The 18,503-nt window shown below is 44.6% G+C and carries 20 protein-coding genes and 2 tRNA genes; 9 read left to right on the top strand and 13 right to left on the bottom strand.

The genetic code is table 11. The features are described from left to right. Positions 1-24: 24 nt before the first annotated feature. Complete coding sequence (locus TWT_RS01950; protein WP_011102511.1) at positions 25-375, top strand: metal-sulfur cluster assembly factor; 351 nt, start codon at positions 25-27, stop codon at positions 373-375. 84 nt (positions 376-459) lie between these two features. Here the strand turns inward: TWT_RS01950 and TWT_RS01945 are convergent, their stop codons facing one another. Both TWT_RS01945 and TWT_RS04990 read right to left on the bottom strand, forming a co-directional pair. Then, positions 460-1,278 carry an SURF1 family protein gene (locus TWT_RS01945; RefSeq protein ID WP_237696869.1) on the bottom strand — a complete coding sequence of 273 codons (819 nt, stop codon included), beginning with the start codon at positions 1,276-1,278 and terminating at the stop codon, positions 460-462. Continuing rightward, positions 1,265-1,474 (bottom strand): hypothetical protein, encoded by a 210-nt coding sequence (locus TWT_RS04990; protein WP_038103921.1) that lies wholly within the window; start codon positions 1,472-1,474, stop codon positions 1,265-1,267. Before TWT_RS04990 ends, TWT_RS01945 begins: the two co-directional genes overlap by 14 nt. Positions 1,475-1,633: 159 nt before the next feature. Between TWT_RS04990 and TWT_RS01935 the strand changes: the two genes are divergently transcribed. Continuing rightward, positions 1,634-1,707 (top strand) — tRNA-Ile (locus TWT_RS01935). A gap of 2 nt (positions 1,708-1,709) precedes the next feature. On the opposite strand, the gene TWT_RS01930 is transcribed toward TWT_RS01935, so the two are convergent. Beyond that, complete coding sequence (locus tag TWT_RS01930) at positions 1,710-2,486, bottom strand: isoprenyl transferase (RefSeq protein WP_011102510.1); 777 nt, start codon at positions 2,484-2,486, stop codon at positions 1,710-1,712. A 140-nt stretch (positions 2,487-2,626) separates the two neighbouring features. Here TWT_RS01930 and TWT_RS01925 point away from each other — a divergent pair, with 140 nt between their 5' ends. From TWT_RS01925 to TWT_RS01910, 4 genes are all read left to right on the top strand, one after another. Further along, entirely contained in the window at positions 2,627-4,162 is a 1,536-nt protein-coding gene (locus TWT_RS01925; protein WP_038104800.1) for a sugar ABC transporter ATP-binding protein, read from the top strand. Next, on the top strand, positions 4,152-5,375 hold the full coding sequence (locus TWT_RS01920) for an ABC transporter permease subunit (protein ID WP_155105135.1): 1,224 nt from the start codon (positions 4,152-4,154) through the stop codon (positions 5,373-5,375). Before TWT_RS01925 ends, TWT_RS01920 begins: the two co-directional genes overlap by 11 nt. A 40-nt stretch (positions 5,376-5,415) precedes the next feature. Further along, the gene (locus TWT_RS01915) at positions 5,416-6,486 is read left to right on the top strand and encodes a substrate-binding domain-containing protein (RefSeq protein WP_033799936.1); all 1,071 of its coding nucleotides are present in this window, start codon (positions 5,416-5,418) and stop codon (positions 6,484-6,486) included. 133 nt (positions 6,487-6,619) lie between these two features. Continuing rightward, complete coding sequence (locus TWT_RS01910; protein WP_230440443.1) at positions 6,620-7,483, top strand: D-alanyl-D-alanine carboxypeptidase family protein; 864 nt, start codon at positions 6,620-6,622, stop codon at positions 7,481-7,483. Between the two features lie 105 nt (positions 7,484-7,588). Here the strand turns inward: TWT_RS01910 and TWT_RS01905 are convergent, their stop codons facing one another. Continuing rightward, complete coding sequence (locus tag TWT_RS01905) at positions 7,589-8,653, bottom strand: zinc-dependent alcohol dehydrogenase family protein (protein ID WP_033800085.1); 1,065 nt, start codon at positions 8,651-8,653, stop codon at positions 7,589-7,591. A 153-nt stretch (positions 8,654-8,806) separates the two neighbouring features. Between TWT_RS01905 and TWT_RS01900 the strand changes: the two genes are divergently transcribed. Together TWT_RS01900 and TWT_RS01895 are read left to right on the top strand one after the other, a co-directional pair. After that, a complete protein-coding gene (locus TWT_RS01900) occupies positions 8,807-9,793 on the top strand; it encodes a TatD family hydrolase (RefSeq protein WP_011102504.1) in 987 nt (328 codons plus the stop codon). Positions 9,794-10,902: 1,109 nt separating this feature from the next. Beyond that, complete coding sequence (locus TWT_RS01895) at positions 10,903-11,172, top strand: DUF3039 domain-containing protein (protein WP_011096397.1); 270 nt, start codon at positions 10,903-10,905, stop codon at positions 11,170-11,172. Here the strand turns inward: TWT_RS01895 and TWT_RS01890 are convergent, their stop codons facing one another. Genes TWT_RS01890 through TWT_RS01870 form a run of 5 tightly spaced genes read right to left on the bottom strand, consistent with a single transcriptional unit; the run spans position 11,173 to position 14,835 of the window. Beyond that, the gene (locus tag TWT_RS01890) at positions 11,173-11,949 is read right to left on the bottom strand and encodes an SDR family oxidoreductase (RefSeq protein WP_011102501.1); all 777 of its coding nucleotides are present in this window, start codon (positions 11,947-11,949) and stop codon (positions 11,173-11,175) included. It abuts the gene before it with no gap. Then, entirely contained in the window at positions 11,946-12,707 is a 762-nt protein-coding gene (gene tatC, locus TWT_RS01885) for a Sec-independent protein translocase TatC (RefSeq protein WP_148224265.1), read from the bottom strand. Before tatC ends, TWT_RS01890 begins: the two co-directional genes overlap by 4 nt. Beyond that, on the bottom strand, positions 12,679-12,960 hold the full coding sequence (gene tatA, locus TWT_RS01880) for a twin-arginine translocase TatA/TatE family subunit (RefSeq protein WP_038103917.1): 282 nt from the start codon (positions 12,958-12,960) through the stop codon (positions 12,679-12,681). The genes tatC and tatA overlap by 29 nt, the downstream gene beginning before the upstream one ends. 4 nt (positions 12,961-12,964) lie before the next feature. Further along, a complete protein-coding gene (locus tag TWT_RS01875) occupies positions 12,965-13,849 on the bottom strand; it encodes an FKBP-type peptidyl-prolyl cis-trans isomerase (protein ID WP_011096401.1) in 885 nt (294 codons plus the stop codon). 17 nt (positions 13,850-13,866) lie between these two features. After that, positions 13,867-14,835, bottom strand: coding sequence for a tRNA (adenine-N1)-methyltransferase (locus TWT_RS01870; RefSeq protein WP_011096402.1), 969 nt, complete (start codon positions 14,833-14,835; stop codon positions 13,867-13,869). A 57-nt stretch (positions 14,836-14,892) separates the two neighbouring features. Here TWT_RS01870 and TWT_RS01865 point away from each other — a divergent pair, with 57 nt between their 5' ends. Then, positions 14,893-15,783, top strand: coding sequence for a PAC2 family protein (locus TWT_RS01865; protein WP_011096403.1), 891 nt, complete (start codon positions 14,893-14,895; stop codon positions 15,781-15,783). On the opposite strand, the gene TWT_RS01860 is transcribed toward TWT_RS01865, so the two are convergent. The 4 genes from TWT_RS01860 to TWT_RS01845 form a co-directional block, all read right to left on the bottom strand. Further along, positions 15,725-17,077 carry a cysteine--tRNA ligase gene (locus tag TWT_RS01860; RefSeq protein WP_011096404.1) on the bottom strand — a complete coding sequence of 451 codons (1,353 nt, stop codon included), beginning with the start codon at positions 17,075-17,077 and terminating at the stop codon, positions 15,725-15,727. The two genes, TWT_RS01865 and TWT_RS01860, sit on opposite strands and share 59 nt — an antisense overlap. A gap of 53 nt (positions 17,078-17,130) precedes the next feature. Further along, entirely contained in the window at positions 17,131-17,967 is an 837-nt protein-coding gene (locus tag TWT_RS01855) for an undecaprenyl-diphosphate phosphatase (protein WP_230440459.1), read from the bottom strand. A 77-nt stretch (positions 17,968-18,044) separates the two neighbouring features. Next, positions 18,045-18,131, bottom strand: a tRNA-Leu gene (locus tag TWT_RS01850). 47 nt (positions 18,132-18,178) lie between these two features. After that, entirely contained in the window at positions 18,179-18,430 is a 252-nt protein-coding gene (locus tag TWT_RS01845; RefSeq protein ID WP_011096406.1) for a type B 50S ribosomal protein L31, read from the bottom strand. Positions 18,431-18,503 lie beyond the last annotated feature (73 nt).

Genomic DNA, 18,503 nt, shown 5'->3' with positions numbered 1-18,503 from the left:
ATACTTTCACTTATTCTTTGAACAATGAATACCTGTGAAGATGATCCGCTTGGCCTTGGTAAACAGCCCGATGTATGCGAAGGCGCCTTAGAGGCATTGAAAGATGTTATCGATCCCGAGCTCGGAGTTAACATAGTTGATCTCGGCCTTGTTTACGGCGTGTCCCTTGACGAGGCCGGGGTTCTGTCGGTTCGTATAACGCTCACAAATCCTGGATGTCCGCTTGCTGATGTTATTGAAGAGCAGATAGCATATTCTCTCCAGTCTGTATGCGATTCGTATCGTCTGGAGTGGGTCTGGTTTCCACCGTGGACTCCGGAGAGAATAAGTCATGACGGCCGCGAGATGATGAGAGCACTTGGTTTTGCTCTGTAATTCGTGGGTTGCCCCTACACCCAATTCCCGGCAGACCCATCGCCCGGTTAGCACGAATATCGTATGCAAAATTTCCCGCAGGATCTAACCTTCCAGCAAGTCTTCGTATTCCTCATCGGTTATTCTCTTTCTTCTGGAAAATATCTTATTTTTCACATATGATTTACGGGCTCTTACATCCTTACGTGCGCAGTAGAAAAAAGCGAGAAACGCAGCTACAGCAAACACAACCCACTGAAATGCATATGACCAGTGCATTCCAACATTTTTTGCTGGAAATATAGCCTCAATTGGTAAAACCATCTCAGATGATCCTGGGTAAAGACTGTCTGTTTCGCCGGTGTTTCTATATACTGGAGAGTTCTTATTTATCGCATTTGGCACAGCATAAAAGTCTGTTATCACATCGGAGTTAATATAGGATTTTATAACAGACAAATTTAGACGGTTTATTTGTCCATTATTTATTCTGGCATCCTGAAACACAGGTTTCTGTAGCCTCAAAATCATATGCTGTTCCGGCTGTTTATCATAGACCTTAGGTGTTGCTTGCTGTGCGTTTTTGATCCACCCTCGCTTTACTATCAGAATTTTTCCATCAGAAAGCCGAAGAGGGGTTAGCACGCCAAACCCAACATCAGATCTGAACCATGTGTTTCTAAGAAGAAGCTGTTTTTCATAGAGATATCTACCGCGCGCTTCCACCAAGCGCCATTCAGGATTTTCTTTCTCTATATTCTCAACAGGCTTGATAGGCGCCATAAGGTTGCGTTCAAGAGCTTGATTTTCAAACATCGCATTCTCTGCGCGTGTATATTGCCAAAATGCTAGCATTACGCAAACTATCGCAAATATACATACAAGAGCAAAATAACCGAGAAAATTTTTCTTACGAGCTTTCAAGATTGGTTTTACCGGTAAATGATTCAACACCAATAACAAAATTTCGTAATTGTAAAAAATTTAATAAGAAATCAGAATGCTCTTCACATGCAGTCCAGACCTTATGTCTATCCTCGCTGTGTATTGAGGGATTCCTCCAAAGGATTTTATGAGATGCAGTATTGTCACACCCTACGCGCGAACATATAACCCTCACAGCACGATTCTATATCTTGGTCTTTATTTTAGATTAAATTGTCATAATATATATTATCAGTCATTAATAACCAACGATCCTAACGCTATAAACAGAGACAATCATTCACATTCCGGCACAAAGAAAATATGTGTAAAAGTGCCTTTGATAGGATTTTGTGGGGCGGTAGCTCAGCTGGTTAGAGCTGCGAACTCATAATTCGTCGGTCACGGGTTCGAGTCCCGTCCGCCCCACGTCACGCGCCGAAACTCCTTCTCCTTATTGAAAAATCCCGTATTGCCCTAAGGAAGTCTACTTTCCTAAGGTCCGGGCCTAGAGCCTCGAGAAAATAGAATTCGCTGTGTGTGCTCTGCCATGGCATGAAGTCTGACAGTCTTTGTTCTCCGCTTGTTCTTATTATCAAGTCTGGGTCAGATAATCCCCCAGTATACAGATTTGCTGATATAACCTCTTCGGTTATCTTCTCTGGCAGATCTCCAATTGGATACGTATTGACTATTTTTCTAACAGCCTCGGTAATTTCCGCTCTACCACTGTATCCAATTGCGAGATTTACAGTCATAGACCTTTCTGAATACCTGTTGGTTTTGGTACTAGATTTTACGCCCTCTAGGCTGTTACCTAGCAACTCCGGTAGATTTTCGCAGGATCCGACATGATTTACTTTCCATCTCTTGGAAACTTGTGCAATTAGGTCGCATATAACCTGCACCAGGTCATTTAGCTCCTGGCGGTTCCTGTTTTTTAGGTTGTCATTAGACAATAAGTATAGCGTTACGATATTTATATCGAGCTCATCGCACCAATGCAGAAAATCAACAGCTTTACCAGCCCCCGCCCTGTGCCCGTCGGAAATTCGATCACGCTTCTCTTTACGTGCCCATCGCCTGTTCCCATCAACAATTAGTGCAACATGCCCTGGCAGGTTATTTAGGTTAATCTGTCCTAAAAGATACCGTGCGTACACCTTGTAAATAAGTTCAGAAACAGATCTAAGCATTTTCCCGCCCAATACGCTTTTATGCTTTGTCAGGGTGCTTATCTATGATAAGAGTTATTGGGTAGCTTTTTGGTGCTACGTTGTGCTTCAAGGCGCTGCAGCCCTGAGGTATTTCAGTAATCGGAGGTGCTTTGCGCGAGTCAGAGGGTGTCATGCTTCAAATGACCGGTATAACCAAGTCGTTTTCTGGGGTTAAAGTCCTTGAGGATATCTCCTTTTCTCTCCGAAAAGGTGAAGTGCACGCCATATGTGGTGAAAATGGCGCAGGAAAGTCTACCTTAATGAAAATTCTCTCTGGCGTGATTCCTGATGGATCATATGATGGTGAAATAATCCTTGAGAATAAAAAAAGGCGTTTTAAAAACCTTGCTGCCAGTCAGGCGGCCGGGGTGGTTATGATTCACCAAGAGCTTACCCTCATACCCGAAATGTCCATTGCGGAGAATATATTTTTGGGTAATGAGCAGAGATATTCCGGACCTTTTTCTGGGCAAATAGACTTTACAAAAACCCGCACAAAAGCTGTGGAACTTATGAAACTTGTTCATCTAACAGAATCCCCAGACACTCTTATTAAAGATCTCGGGGTTGGAAAACAGCAGCTTGTTGAGATATGCAAGGCGCTTGGTAAAAATGCAAAGATTCTCGTTTTTGATGAACCAACTGCTGTTTTGAATGAGTCTGATTCTGAACATCTCCTGAATCTTATGAAGAAATTCAAGACCCAAGGTCTGTCATCCATAATGATCAGTCACAAATTGAATGAGGTAAAAAATGTTGCAGATACCGTGACTGTTTTACGAGATGGCAAAAAAATAGATACCATACCTGCCGACGCAACGACGGAAGATGATATCATTCGCAAAATGGCAGGCAGAAGCTTGTCCACGCGCTTCCCTGAGCTTTCACCTTCTATTGGTAAGGGTGCCTGGCAAATAAAGGATTGGACTGTTATACATCCCATTAGGCGAGAGATATACGTTTCGAATAACATCTCTCTTACGGTTCACGATGGTGAAATTGTGGGTCTTGCTGGCCTTGTCGGTGCTGGGAGAACAGAGCTTGCGCGGTCAATATTTGGTCGTCAGTTCGGAATCTATACTTCTGGAAAAATATGCAGGAACAACAAAGAACTTAAGATAAACAAAGTCAGCCAGGCGATCGGTAATCATATTGCATATGTCACAGAAGATAGAAAATCTTTTGGCTTCAATCAGTTTGATGATGTGAAGAATACGATTGCCTCTGCCTCACTGAAACAGTTTTTAGGTAAACACCATTTTTTGGATGATGGCAAATTGCACACTGTTGCTGAGGATTACCGCAAAAAGCTAAAAATAAAGACGGCCAGTGTTGCTGCACCAATTACCTCTCTGTCTGGAGGCAACCAGCAGAAGGTTATTTTGGCCAAATGGATTTGTACGGGACCTGATTTTTTGATTCTTGATGAGCCAACACGAGGTATAGATGTAGCCGCCAAATACGAGATTTACTCTATCATCGGAGAACTTGCTGCCTCCGGGAAGTCTATTTTGTTTATTTCTTCAGAGCTTCCCGAACTGTTAGGTATGACAAATCGTATATATACTCTGTTTGAGGGTAAAGTAACTGGGGAGTTTAAAACTTCAGAGGCTAGCCAGGAGCTACTTATGCGTTATATGACTTCATATGGAAATAATGAAAATTAAACTTTTTTCTAGTAGAAATTTTGGGATTCTTGTTGCAGCCGTTGCGGTCGCTCTGTTTTTTCAGGTAGCTTCAGGCGGTAGGATGCTGACAAGCGACAATGTGCTCAATATTGTCAATGGAAACAGCCATATCTTTATTGTGTCGATTGGCATGGTGCTTGTAATTGTTTCGGGCAATATTGATCTTTCAGTTGGTTCTGTTGCTGCCTTTGTTGGAATAGTTGTTGCCGTTGCTACCGATAGCTTTCATTTAAGCGCATGGCAAGCCATTATCCTGGGGCTGCTAATTGGGCTTGTAGTCGGGTGTTGGCAGGCTTTTTGGGTTGCCTTTGTGGGTATCCCGGCTTTTATTGCCACTTTGGCTGGCATGCTTACTTTCAGAGGTCTCAATCAGCTTGTGGGCAATTCTCGGTCAGTACCCGTGCCAGATGATTTTACTTACTTTGGTGCCGGTTATCTCCCCGATATATTCACTAACACTGCGTTCAATGTCCCGACAGTTATTTTGGGCTTTGTTGTCTTCCTGCTGTTAGTGATAATGCAGATACTTCGCAGGCGCAACAGGAAACTACTTGGCATTCAGCAAGAGAATATTCCCGTATTTTTACTGAGAATCGCAATATATGGGCTTGCCGTGGCGTATCTCACATATCTCTTTGCCACAGGTCATCCCGGGACAAGCTTCCCAATTCCTGGTCTAATATTTGTTGTTATTGCTTTTATCTATGTATTCATCTCCGAGAGAACCATCCTTGGAAGGCATATATATGCTGTTGGCGGTAATAGAAATGCAGCCATTCTCTCTGGTGTCAGTGTGAAAAGAGTTAATTTCTTTGTCATGGCAAACATGTCAATTCTTGCCAGTATTGCGGGCATGATGTTTGTTGGTCGCTCTGGAGGGTCTGGTCCATCTGATGGTGTTGGATGGGAACTTGACGCAATAGCTGCTGTATTTGTCGGCGGCGCGGCCGTCAGCGGTGGTGTTGGGACAGTTATTGGCGCATGCCTTGGTGGTGTGGTTGTTGCCCTTCTAAGTAACGGCTTGCTTATCATGGGTATTAGTGCTGATATAGCTGCGATTATCAAGGGTTTAGTTTTGTTGGCAGCTGTTTCTTTTGATGTCGTTAGTAAAAACCGGGAAAAACCGTCTATAATCAGATTGTTTGTACGACGAAGTGGACTTTCGCGGGATAAGGCCGGTGGTCGAGGATGATCCGGTCTGTTGAGTTTGAGAGTAATTGAAAGGATTCGGTATGTCCATCTCAAAAGGGTTATTCAGGGCGGTTTTATTTACGGCTGCCGCGTCATTGTTTTTAATGTCCTGCCTTGGCGGCGGTAGGGATGAGAGTAAAACGGGCGGTGTGTCATACACGAAGGGATTCCCGTCGGATTCTCTTATTGGTGTGGCTATCACGAAGAAAACAAGTCAAAACCAGGTTGATGCTGGAAATTTCTTCGAGGAGCTGCTTAAAGACGCCGGTTTCAAATCCAAAGTGGTATTTGCCAATAATGGCGTTTCAGAACAGCAAAGCCAAATTGACAATATGATTGCTTCTGGAGCAAAAGTAATCGTTGTTAATGCAGTTGACTCGAGTCTTTTGGGTCCGCAGCTAAAACGAGCTAGGCAAGCTGGCGTAATAGTCTTTGACTACGATAGGTTGCTTGAAAACACAAAAGATGTTGACTTTTATGTTACATACAACGCTCGTACGGTAGGAATTCTTCAGGCCAATGCTTTGCTGCAAGGCTTAGAGAAGAAAAAGCCGGGTGGTCCGTGGAATATTGAGCTTTTTGCTGGCTCCCCTGATGACAGCAATAGTAGGATCTTCTTTGATTCCGCGATGAGTGTTCTGAACGAAAAAATCAAGTCTGGCAAGCTCATTGTCGTGAGTGGTCAGACGGATTTTGCGAAGGCTGTAACTCAGGATTGGTCAGCTGAAAATGCCCAGAAGCGCATGGATGTTCTTTTGTCTACGTATTACAACACAAAGCAGTTGGATGGCGTTCTTGGGCCAAATGATGTCCTTGCCAGGGCTATTCTCCGCTCTGTCGAGCTAGCTGGCAAGCCTGTGCCCGTTGTGGTTGGGCAAGATGCTGAAGAGCCTTCGTTAAAGCTCATTGCTGCCGGTAAGCAATACTCGACAGTTGCGAAGAGTACAAGAGCTCTTGTTGAAGCAACTGTTAAGGCTATCAAGCAGCTTGCCGATAAGAAACTGCCTGAGACAAACAGTAAATCTAATAATGGTGAGGTGGAAATTCCAACGATTCTCCTGACGCCTAAAATTATAACGAAAGAGAATCTTGACACCATTTACAAAAAGTAGGCAGTAAGAATATAGCAGCGGCGGTGTCTATTGCCGCTGCTATATTTGAGGTATCGTGCGCCTGTACCGTCCCCTCTTTTATGCCTGTTTACTTCTGAGCTTTTTATTTTTCATTCTTTCTGACCGGTACGGTATGGAGAGAACCCAGAGCCCTCACACGGTTGACATAAGTCAGAGGTACTTTGCTGACTCGAGCTTATCTCTGCTCCCACATCTACTAGATCCTGATATCAAACATATTGCTTTAGATGTTGATGGGCATCCCGAACTAAAACTCAGAAAGGGTAATAAAGGAAAACATCCGATTGCAAGTATTAGCAAAGTTATATTGGCCCTTATGCTTATAGAGCGATACTCTCTTTCAGAGCTAAACGATGGCCCAAATATCACCTACGATACCGAAGATGTCAGTTTTTTTAGAAATTCTGTCAAAGATGGAGATTCGTACGCACCTGTTTATGCAGGCCTTACCCTGACACTAAAACAGTCCCTTATACCGCTTATGTTACCCTCGGCAAATAATTATGCAACCTCTCTTGTAAAGCATCTTTACGGAAAGTCTTATCCAAAATTTGCTAGAGAATGGCTTGATAAGAACGGCCTATATAACACTGATATTTATGAGGCAAGTGGATTGGATGACAGAAATGTAAGCACCGCCGATAACCTTATCGTGCTTGCGAAAAAAGCTTACTCTAACCCTGTTTTACGCGGGATAATGCGCTTAAAAGAAGCTAGCATTCCAAATATAGGGTTGGTAAGAAATACGAATAAAGCGTTGGGTATAAACGGAATTGACGGAATAAAGACAGGTAGCAGTCCGGCAGCAAAATCCAATCTCTTATTTACTGCAGCTATTAAAACAAAAAATGGCTTGATTCGTATTTATGGCGTATTTAAGACAGAGAAAAGCTACGCGTCACTCTACGGAAAACTGGACACCCTCTTGAAAAGAGTACGCGCGTACTTTCATCAACGTAATTTATTAACTGACTAAACAGTAATTCAGGAATTACAATGCTCAAGGAATACAGCTGTAACGCACTCTTCTATAACAAAACGCCCGCCAGTTATCCCCGGCGGGCGTTTATAAAAACTCAGCTTAAGCTCTAATAGCTACCTTGACGACGTTGTGTTGAGCCGCAGCAGAGAAAACATCATACGCCCTCTCCAAATCGGACAGATCAAACTCATGTGTAACGAATTGACTTGCATCGATTTTGCCCTCAGAAAGCGCAGCAAGAAGGAGGGGAATCGTATGTGTACTAACAATGCCCAGTGTTACGGCAATGTTTTTGTCCCACAGGTCTTGGAGGGGAAAGTCAACCGGTGCCCCATGAACACCAATATTGGCAACTCTCCCACCGGGCGCAGCAATCCCAAGCGCCATACTGAAAGTTACCGGAACACCAACCGCCTCTATCGCAACATCGACCCCGAAGCCACCTTCTGTGAGCTTCTTAACATCTTCAATTGCATCAAGAGGCCTTTCCCTATTGACACGCACGGTATCTGTCGCACCCAACTTTCGGGCTAACTCAAGACGGTTAGAGTCAGCATCAACTGCAATTACCTTTGAAGGTGAGTAAAGCAAGCTCGTAACAATTGCGCCCAATCCAACAGGGCCGCAGCCAATTACGGCAACTACACTACCGAGAGTAACCTGCCCAGCCTGTGCACCCACTTCATGGCCAGTCGGAAGAACATCAGACACCAATATGCCAACCTTTGGATCGAGGCCAGAGGGAAGTTTGTGAAGTGAATTATCTGCAAGCGGTATCCTGGCAAACTGAGCTTGAACCCCGTTAATCAGACCACCAAGACGCCATCCCCCGGGACCCTCTGAATCACCCAGACAATGACCGTTATTATTCGCCCTACAGAACCTACAAACCCCGCAGGAAGACATTGGAGAGACGATAACACGATCGCCAACCGAATGGGATTTAACGTCTTTACCGACCTCAACTATCTTCCCAATCCCTTCATGTCCGAGCACAGTACCCGGTTTCACGGCCGCAACATCACCTTTGAGGATATGAAGATCACTACCGCATATCGTAGTAGTCTCCATTTCAAGGATGACATCCGTGCCAAGCTTTATAGTCGGGTCATCAACTGTGTCCAGACTCCTTTTTCCAGGTCCGTGATAAACAAGCGCTTTCATGCGCACCACCCTTTCTTAGACAGGCGAAGAACACCGCCCACAGCAAAACACAAGAAGCGGATACAACACTGTAACCACCCTCAAATTCTAACACGTTTACATAAGAATATGTATATCTAAATAGCGAGATTTTGGGATTCTGTAACGAGTAGTATGCGCGGCCGCAACACACCCCCGTATAACCCAAAGGTACTGGCAAATAATGGCAAAACAAACACCTCAAAATGGAATAGAATACATGGGATGGCAGATAAAGCATCAACATATCCCCCATTGCCGCTTACCCTACCCTCCCCGGTTTATGACTCTCATACCCATCTTGCGCCTGGCACAGATTACAAAGATCAATTAGACCGCGCTGAGGCGGTAAATGTAATTGGGGTTCTTCAGGTTGGCACTGATGTTAACACCAGCCATGCATCCGTGGAGCTTGCAATGCAAGATCAGAGAATTCTTGCTGCTGTAGCAATTCATCCAAATGACGCTGCGGATATCTATAAAAAGGCAAATGATGCCACACACCGAGTTGAAGGCCAACCACACACAGAGTGTGAAAAATGCATACCCCCAGCAAAAGCTCTTGAAAAGAGTTTGACACAGATCGCGAACCTCGCTGGTAGTAAAAGAGTGCGAGCAATTGGTGAAACTGGCCTGGATTATTTCCGCACACAGAGTGATTTATATCGAGCAGCTCAGAGATTTAGCTTTGATGCGCATATACAAATTGCAAAAGAACATAATTTGGCACTTCAAATTCATGATCGAGATGCACATCGGGACGTTATTGAATGCTTGTTGCGTGCCGGTGCCCCTGATAGGACGATTTTTCATTGCTTTTCCGGTGATGAACAGATGCTTGAAATTTGCATAAAGAACGGATGGTACATGTCATGCTCTGGAATCATTACCTTTAAAAACGCGAGAGAAATGCAAAAAATATTTGCAAAAGTTCCAAAAGAATTGCTTCTGGTGGAAACAGATGCGCCATTTCTAACCCCCTCCCCTTTTAGGGGTTTCATGAATTCCTCCTATATGCTTGCCCATACCGTAAGGGCCCTGGCAGAAATAAGGCAAGAGAATATCGATCAATTATGCACTCAACTTTCGCGTAATACATGCGAAATATTTGGTAAGTGGTAGCCTGCAAGGCCCACCATTATTTAATGGACCTCGCAATCAATCGTCCCGCATCCTATGGATATCGTGATGTATCTGTTTCTGATCGCGGTAAAAAATATGCTAAAATCGCCACGTACTGGTGGGTCCTGTCCCACCGTCCTGATTATTATGCTGTGCTGTTTGTTATATTGTCCTGTTTATCGTGCTGTTTGGGATGGCTAGGTCATGAATAACAATTCTTTGCAGCGGATGTATGGCAAATGACCGGAGTATGACGAATAACCAGGGTATGGCAAATGACCGGACAAATAACTGGAGTGAGTGGGTGCGAGAATGATTGGCGTTGCGCGTAAGCTGTTTCAAAATCCGTCGGGGGGGGGGATATCCCGCATTAGCATGCCGGTTTGCCTTACCGGAGTTTCTGCCCTTCTTCTAGCCCTTGTCTTTATCACGCCCGCCTCTCACGCATATGCCGGTCGGGCCGGTGCCCATGTGTTTGCCACCCGAAACTATAACTGTTTGGGTACTTTTCTTTTTGCGTATCGCCAGCGCGGGAGCTCAGCACCTAAACCGGTCTGTAGAGAGTTCTATCAGCGTAAACCCTCTAGCAAACCACCGGTGCCTCACAAGCCCGTGCCGGCCAAACCCTCTAGCAAACCACCGGCACAACAGAGGCCACCGGTGCCTCATAATAACCCGCGGCCCTTACCTGCCAAACCGACTTCACAACCAACTTCCAAACCACAGCGGCCTTCGGTGCCAGTAGTGCACCCAGTGCCTCCCGCCGCACCAACTACATCACCAACTACAGTGACTGCTCCATCAGAACCTGCACCTACTACTGACACAACTAAGCAATTGTCCACTAGTAACGGGCGTGCTCGCTTGCCATGGTGGGTGATGCTTGTCACTGGATTATCAGGTCTATTTCTAGGCTCTGGACTGGTTGCCCTTCCCTTCCTCTTATAAAGAGTACTTGCCTGTAAATTTCTACGCTTGTCTTATGACAATGCCCTGCAAGCGATGAATCCTGACCCAGCGGCCAGTACCCGCGGGGTAAATCAACAAATGATTTACAAACAACCCTTAAACACCAATGGCAATCAACTGCCCTCGTATACACTACATATATGATTGATGTTCTTGATCACTTTGCTACAACGGTTATTGACTCTGCGCGCTCGTATGGACCGTGTCATGATGCTATAGAGGATATGGTCGGACAGGATGATGGCGATGGTCTTGCGCACTATGCCAGGAAGGGGGAGATAACTCGTTCATATGTTATGGGCATACCCGTCATTGCCCTGTGTGGGAAGAGGTGGCTTCCTTCCAGGCTACCTGACAAACTACCAATCTGTCAGACCTGCAGTGATATATACAACAGCCTGAGCGATTGATTAGCCTTCTGTATCTGTCAGGAATGTACTTATATCGCCAACAAATTTGATATTGCCTTCTGGAATTGGGTCAATTGCTGCTCTGGCTACTTCCGCCGCAAATTCTGATACATCGTACAGCTTACCAGTCTTATTCCTACGCTCATCTAGCGCACCGGGATACAATCTATTGATAAGCATTGCTGTAACTGTGCCGACTATCATATCCCCAGAGACAACAACAAAACCTATATACGGTATATCTTTCATTTTTTGCACGAGAGCATCTTCCCCGGCGCGTTTTGATAGCGCAACTTTTTCGTACTCAGGAAGAGTCTGGCAGGTAGTTATAAAATGCGCCTGGTGACTTGTTACAAACACCACCCTGGAGCCAGCTGGCATAAATGGAAGACAGGTCTCCACGGTATTTAGTTGAGCATCTCGATTTAACCTCATAGGGTAATCGCCGGGCATGCCAGATTCCATGCCACCCGATGCATTCAGAATGAGTATGTCGAGCTTTTCTACTTTCTCTTTTAAAAACCGCCGCAGAACATCCTGATCTGTAGTTATATCAGCCCGAACCGCACAACCTTTAATGCCTGTACCAGATTCTATTTCATGAAGGACCTTATCAGCTCGCGCGGCACCATTCCTGTAAACAATGGAAACTTGAGCTCCCCCTTGAGCAAGAAAATATGCGGTTTTAGCACCGATACCCCTTGAACCACCGGTGATAAGGACGTTTTTATCGCGTAAAACATCAGAATCAAAGACAATTAATCCCAAGTCAGTCACGACAGAGAATCCCTAATTTTTTCATAACCAAAACAAATGAGACAAGCAAAACCGTACAGAAAAATCACAGGTGCGGCAAGCAGAAACATAGAAACAACATCAGATGCCGGTGTAACAGCCGCACTGAACACAATAACAACCAAGATAATCACTCTCCACATTTTCACTATTGCCTTAGCAGAAACAACTCTCAAGATATTCAGAAACACTAAAAAGGACGGTATAACAAATGCCGCGCCAATGACCAAAAGGAGTTTTAAGGCAAACGCATAATACAGTCTCGCGTCCATAATTAGAGTATCCTCGGGCGAAGCGAATTCGGTTGCAATCTGGACAATATTTGGAAACAAGCGCCATGCCAAAAACGCACCGAACAGAAACAGTGGTACATTTACAGCAACAAATAAGATGGCAATTATCCTTTCAGTGCGCTTCAGGGCGGGAAGGAAAAAATAAAAGAGCTGATGAAGCCAAACGGGCGAAGCTAGGATAACCCCAATGGTAAAAGCAACCTGGATCCTCAGCTCAAAAGCTGCAGACAAAACTGGAAAATTTAAAGTCGCAATCCTCTTTCTGCTAAGAAGGGTACGTATCGGCTCCCTAAGAGCTGCAAATATTTGATCAAAAAAAATCCACCCAATAACCGAACAAAGCAGTATGGCAAGACCGGAAATGAGCAAAACCGATCTGAACTCCGCAATATGCCCAAGCAGGGTCATGCTTTTGAAACTATTTGCTCTTCTTAGCTTCTGTAACACTCGCACGTTTCTCTGATTGTTTTTCCGACTTCACAAAAGGCACAGAGCTAGCAGATTCAGCAAAGTTTCCCTGAGAATCATGATGCCCATCTTGCGATCGGGTAATATCTGAAGCCTCATTAAACGACCGCCTGAAAATCTTCAAAGCCTCTACAACACTTTTAGATAGCTTTGGTAACCTCGAAGTTCCAAACAAGAGCACTATAACCAAGAGTATTACAAGCAAATGCCAGCCGCTAAAAACATTACCCATCGACTTAGTTCCTGGAAGTAGCCATGAGGATATCAAAAACAAAAATAAGCGTCGAGTTTGCGGGAATATCACCCTGCGCTTTATCGCCGTAACCAAGGGCAGGGGGAACGACAATCAGAAGCCTGGAGCCCACTTTTGCGCCGACAAGCCCATCTTTTACACCTTTTATAAGCCCATCAAGGAGAAATTCCGCAGGGGCGCGTCTGTTCCAGGAGGAATCAAACACTTTGCCACTCCAAAGAGCACCAACATAATGCACCGTGACTTTATCAGTTGGCTTAACAGGATGTCCCGACCCCTCTATTAAGGTAACAACAGACAGAGCCTGCGGAGCCGGGGCCGTAACAGGCAGAATCTTTGGTCCATTCGCGGAATCAACAACAGTCGGTAAACCCGGTGGAGAAGGCTTTTTTGGGCCATTAAGCTTTGTTGCAATCACATTTAGAACATCGAGGACAACAACCGCATTATCTCGCTCACCAACACCTTCCGGCCGAGAATCAGACCCCCACAGCAAAGCCCCCGGAACCTGCGCGAGAATTCTCGAGTGTACTTTTACTTTCTGGAGGATTTTATCAAGATAAGCCCCCTGGCCAACAGTATACGTCGAGATCCCTCTAGCGGTGCCAAACTCCCCTGGCTTTATCCTATCCCCTGTTGTTCCGTTGAAATAAGCCACTTGGTAAGCAACCAGGTCGCCTGATTTTAACTCCGGACCGTCACCCTCATCAATTACGGTGCGGGTAACATCTTTCACCTTCACAACGGTCTCAATAGACACCCTGACTGGCGTCCCAAATTTACCATCAACCTTGATACCCTGATCGGCGCACCCCGACAAGAGCGCAACAAGCCCGAAGGTCAGAACCACAAATTTCAAAGAAACCATTAGCTAATATAAACAGTCTAGCCTATTTGCTCCGGAAGCCAGGCGGGAATGTCATCTTTGTCGAACTTATGTTTATGGATAGGTTTCTGCCTTATCCGTAAACTATTTTTTTTGAACAGTCGCCTAACCATTATCAAGAATCCGCCAGGCTTCATGCCAGAATGATTTGGCCGTATCGAGAGGCCTTCAATATGCCATTTTCTTTGGAGGGTTTCATAAACAATGGGTTCGGTATAAAATCCTGTATTTCGCAGCGTTTCAACCAGTCTAGAAACTTGAATAAGTCCAGTTGCATAACAGACAAAAATACCTCCCGGACGCAGTGCGACTGTCACCGATTCAACGCACTCCCAGGGCTTGAGCATATCCAGAACAACCCTGTCGATGCTACCACTTTCAAGATTCAAAAAAATATTCTCCCTTAGATTACCTTCAACACAAATCCAATTATCCGGGATATTGTTACAGCTCGGATCGCAGGTCGGATCACTCTGTGTAGATGTTTTACTCAACGGATTACCTCGCGATTTAAAGCCAAGAAAGTCACTCACATTTCTTTTAGCAAGTGCTAAGAATTCTCTACGCTCCTCAAATGAATAAAGAGTGCCAAAACCTGCCAGAGCATTTAAAAGCCATATCGTCAGAGCTCCCGAACCAACACCAGCTTCGAGGACATTTAATCCTGGCCTTATGTCCGCAACGGCAATTATAAAGGCGCAAACTTGAGGAAAAATAATGGCAGTTTTTCTCTTTGCAAGACTTGTGTAACTATCAAGTGTTGCACGAAATGCAATAACTTCATGGTTTTTACAGGTTGTTACAACAACACCTTCCGGATGGCCAAGTATCTGGTCACAATTTATTGCCCCAAATGATGAGTCGATCCTTTTGCCCGGAACTAATTGAACAAGCTTTTTTTTATTTTTCGGATATACGAACTCTGACCAGTCAAAATTTTCGAATAAATACGAATTATTAAAGGACATAATAGTATCTTAAATTATTGGTATTTGGGAACTATAGGTGTCTGTAATAGAGGTGGTGTGGCTAGTTTTTTAGATTGTCGGGTTCTTATCGCCGCATTTGAGGATTGGGGTGATGCCGGTAAAGTATCAACTACAGCACTGAGGATGCTTATGGAAATTTTTCATGCAAAACCAGTGAAAGAAATAGATGCCGATGATTATTTGGATTACCATCTGTATCGTCCTCGTTGTGAGTCAAAGGATGGTGTACGAAAAATATACTGGCCTGCGCCAACTGTATATAAGATGAGCAATGAGCCCGGTGTTCCGTCTGGTTCTGCCGAGGATATCTACTTTCTCATAAGCCCTGAGCCGAATATGCGTTGGAGAAAGTTTGCAGTTGAGATTGTAGATTACGCAAAAGCCAACAATATAAGCGGGATCATATTTCTGGGGAGTATGTTGACAGATATTCCACATACACGGCCGTTTCCAGTCTTTCTAACAAGCGAAGAGCCAAAGGTGAGGTATGAGATTGGGGTCGCGAAACCAAGTTACGAGGGTCCGGTTAGTGTTGCTTCTGCAATACAGGAAGCTGCTCGAAAGGAACTGATAGACACTCTAAGCTTATGGGCTCCCGTACCACACTACACCCAGGGACTTCCCTGCCCAAAGGCACTATTAGCACTCTTAGTGCAAGTTGAGAACCTTCTGTCTTCATCATTCACAGATCAGATAAGCCTGAAGGCCGAGGTGCAAAAATGGGAGGAAAGAGTCACACAGGCGGCATCTTCAGATCCCAGGCTCTTAGAATATATAAAACAGCTAGAAGAGCTGCAGGACCGCGTTGCCCTGTCATCAACTGCGAATGACCATCTTGTAAAGAGTCTTGAAAGATACCTATCAAGTATCAGACGCGAGTCAGAGGAATTCCCAACAATTTCTCGACTGCGCGAGCTTCCGGAATAGTTATTGTACCTTTTCGTGCGTAGCTATCAACAGCATCAAGGGCCTTTGGAGTATCAAGATCATTGCAGAGGTGAAACCGTATTGCCTGATACAGACTTAGATCTAAGTCTGTACCGTTCTGCCCCGCACTACCATGCTCAGAATAATCCCTCATTTGAGGTGAATGTTTAGGATGAATGGGCTGCCTGTGGTCAAAATTGCTGTCAAATACGCCACCGTGAATACGCTCCCAGGCTCCTTGCGTGCCTTTATTTTGATCTGCGGTAGACCTAATACCCTTCGCCCCAATATATTCTTGTAACGCACTCTTCCAGAGTCTGAACCTGGAAGCCGCCCGATCAAGACACTCATCCTGCCACTCCCAATCCTCTCTGTAGTGTCTTTGCAACAGCGCTAACCGGATAACTGAGTGATGCAGGCCAATTTTTTCGCATTGCTCGCGTAATTGTGAGATAAATACAAGATTGCCCTTTGACTTCGACATCTTGTCCCCCATATACGACACAAGTCCGGTATGCATAAATACATCTTGCACAGTATCCTGTTGCTTATTATCCTTTGGCGCACGAATCAATTTGGATAATACATTTGTAAATTCATGATGCGGGAAAGCAAGATCACGGCCCCCACCATAGATATGAAGCACATTTTCGTATTGTGTCTGTAAATTTGATAGGACAGCGCATGAAATATGCCATGCGGGTCTTCCCGCACCAAAAGATGCCTCCCATTGTGGCTCTGCGCCGCGCCCCCTCCACAAAAGCGGGTCAAATGGGTTTTTACCTGTATCTGTTTCAAGCATCAAACTCATGGCTGTTTTTCTGTCAAAACAAAACATTTTTCCCGGATCAGTTAAGGTTGAATCAAAATATACATCTCCATTAGGCAGTTTGTATGCCATATTACGACTGATAAGACCCTCTATGCCTGTTTTTATTCCGTCTAGAACCTTCGAAACGGGAATAACATAACCTGGCGGAAGGCACTCAAGAGTATGCATATCTTCAAAAAAACGCTTGGTCTGGGTTCTGGCCAGGTCTTTGTAATGAATACCAACTTTCTCTGCGTATTGAAATAGAGGCTCATCGATATCACTTATATTTTGAATGTACAGAACATCTCTACCAGAGTCCAACGCCAAACGAAACAGTGTATCAAAGCCCACATACGTAAACGCGTGTCCGAGATGAGTTGATTTGTACGGGGTTATTCCACAGACGTATAAGCGCAGTAAGCAATCTTCAAGTTTTACAATAGACCTGGTCCGTGAATCAAACACCTCAAATGTGTACAAATGCTACCCCGTATACGGCCAATTGGCTTCCATGGAATGCGCCGGAAAAACAACTAAAAGAAGGAAACAATTACCAGAAACAGCCCGAACAAAACCCTATAATACACAAACAAAACAAAGGTGGTCTTTGAGATAATCCTCAACAGTGCGCTAACAACTAATAATCCAACAACGAATGATACAATCGCCCCAATCAGAGAATAACCCAAGGAGTAATAATCCGTGTCAGGGCCGGCTACAAGCCCATACATCCCTCCAATAAAAGTAACTGGTAGGGATAACAAAAAAGAGAAGCGAACCGCAAGTTGTCTATCAAAATTCAAGAACCTGGCGGTTGTTATCGTTATACCGGAACGACTGACTCCGGGAATGATTGCAAAAACCTGCGCCGCACCTATTAAAACAGACTCGATAAAAGTTATCTGAAAAATATTTCCTTTTTTTCGCCGAAAAAGGGCGTCGGCAAAGCCAAGCAAAAGACCGAAAACAATAAGTGCAACACCCATTGTAAATAAATTTCTCGCTGCTGAGAAGAAACCATCTGGCACGAAGCGCACAAGCAGAAAACCTAATAGAACAACTGGAATTGTGCCAGTGACAAGGAGAAGGCCCAATCGTGTGTATTCATTACGTTTCCCTTGTTTTTGTCTAATACCGAATTGAATAAAAGAATAAATAGATCTAGAGGTCTCAGAAATAATGCCCTTTACATCTTTGAAAAAATACAAAATAAGCGCAAAGCTAGTACCGAGCTGGACTGAAGAAAGAAAGAAACGCCCCGGAACATGAAGGTTTAGAAGTTTCGCCAAAATGTACATATGGGCAGTTGAGGATATAGGCAGGAATTCTGTAATACCCTGAACAATTCCAAGCAAAACCGCCTCAAGCACCAATCGATCCTTCCAGCCGATAGATTATTCTAAAAGATCATCGTCTGCCGGTAATCCGAATAACACCGGCACGCACGTGCGCGAGAGGGGACTTGAACCCCTACGCCTTTCAAATTGGCACTAGCACCTCAAGCTAGCGCGTCTACCGATTCCGCCACCCGCGCTCGAGGATATAGACTACCAGATGCTGACATAACAGAACATCCACAAACTATTGTGATTGCTTTTTGTACCGTGCGTAGAATTTCTCAACACGCCCTTCAGAGTCTAGGATACGCTGCTGCCCAGTATAGAAGGGGTGGGAAGCCGATGATATCTCGACTTCAAAAAGAGGATAATGATTACCATCATTCCATTCAATTTGCTTTTCAGGTTTCAAAACAGAACGCGTCAAAAACATCTCACTGCTTGCGAGGTCCTTAAAAACAACATACCCGTATTCAGGGTGGATATCAGACTTCACCTACACTCCAAACAACAAAGGCGCTCAACATCACCTTAATCCTAGTCTAAACACAGAATATTCTGAAGCGAGA

The organism is Tropheryma whipplei str. Twist, assembly GCF_000007485.1.
In the GTDB taxonomy this organism is placed as follows: Bacteria; Actinomycetota; Actinomycetes; order Actinomycetales; family Microbacteriaceae; genus Tropheryma; species Tropheryma whipplei.
Note: the sequence above shows the minus strand (reverse complement) of the source record. Positions and strands in the feature narration are given on the sequence as shown.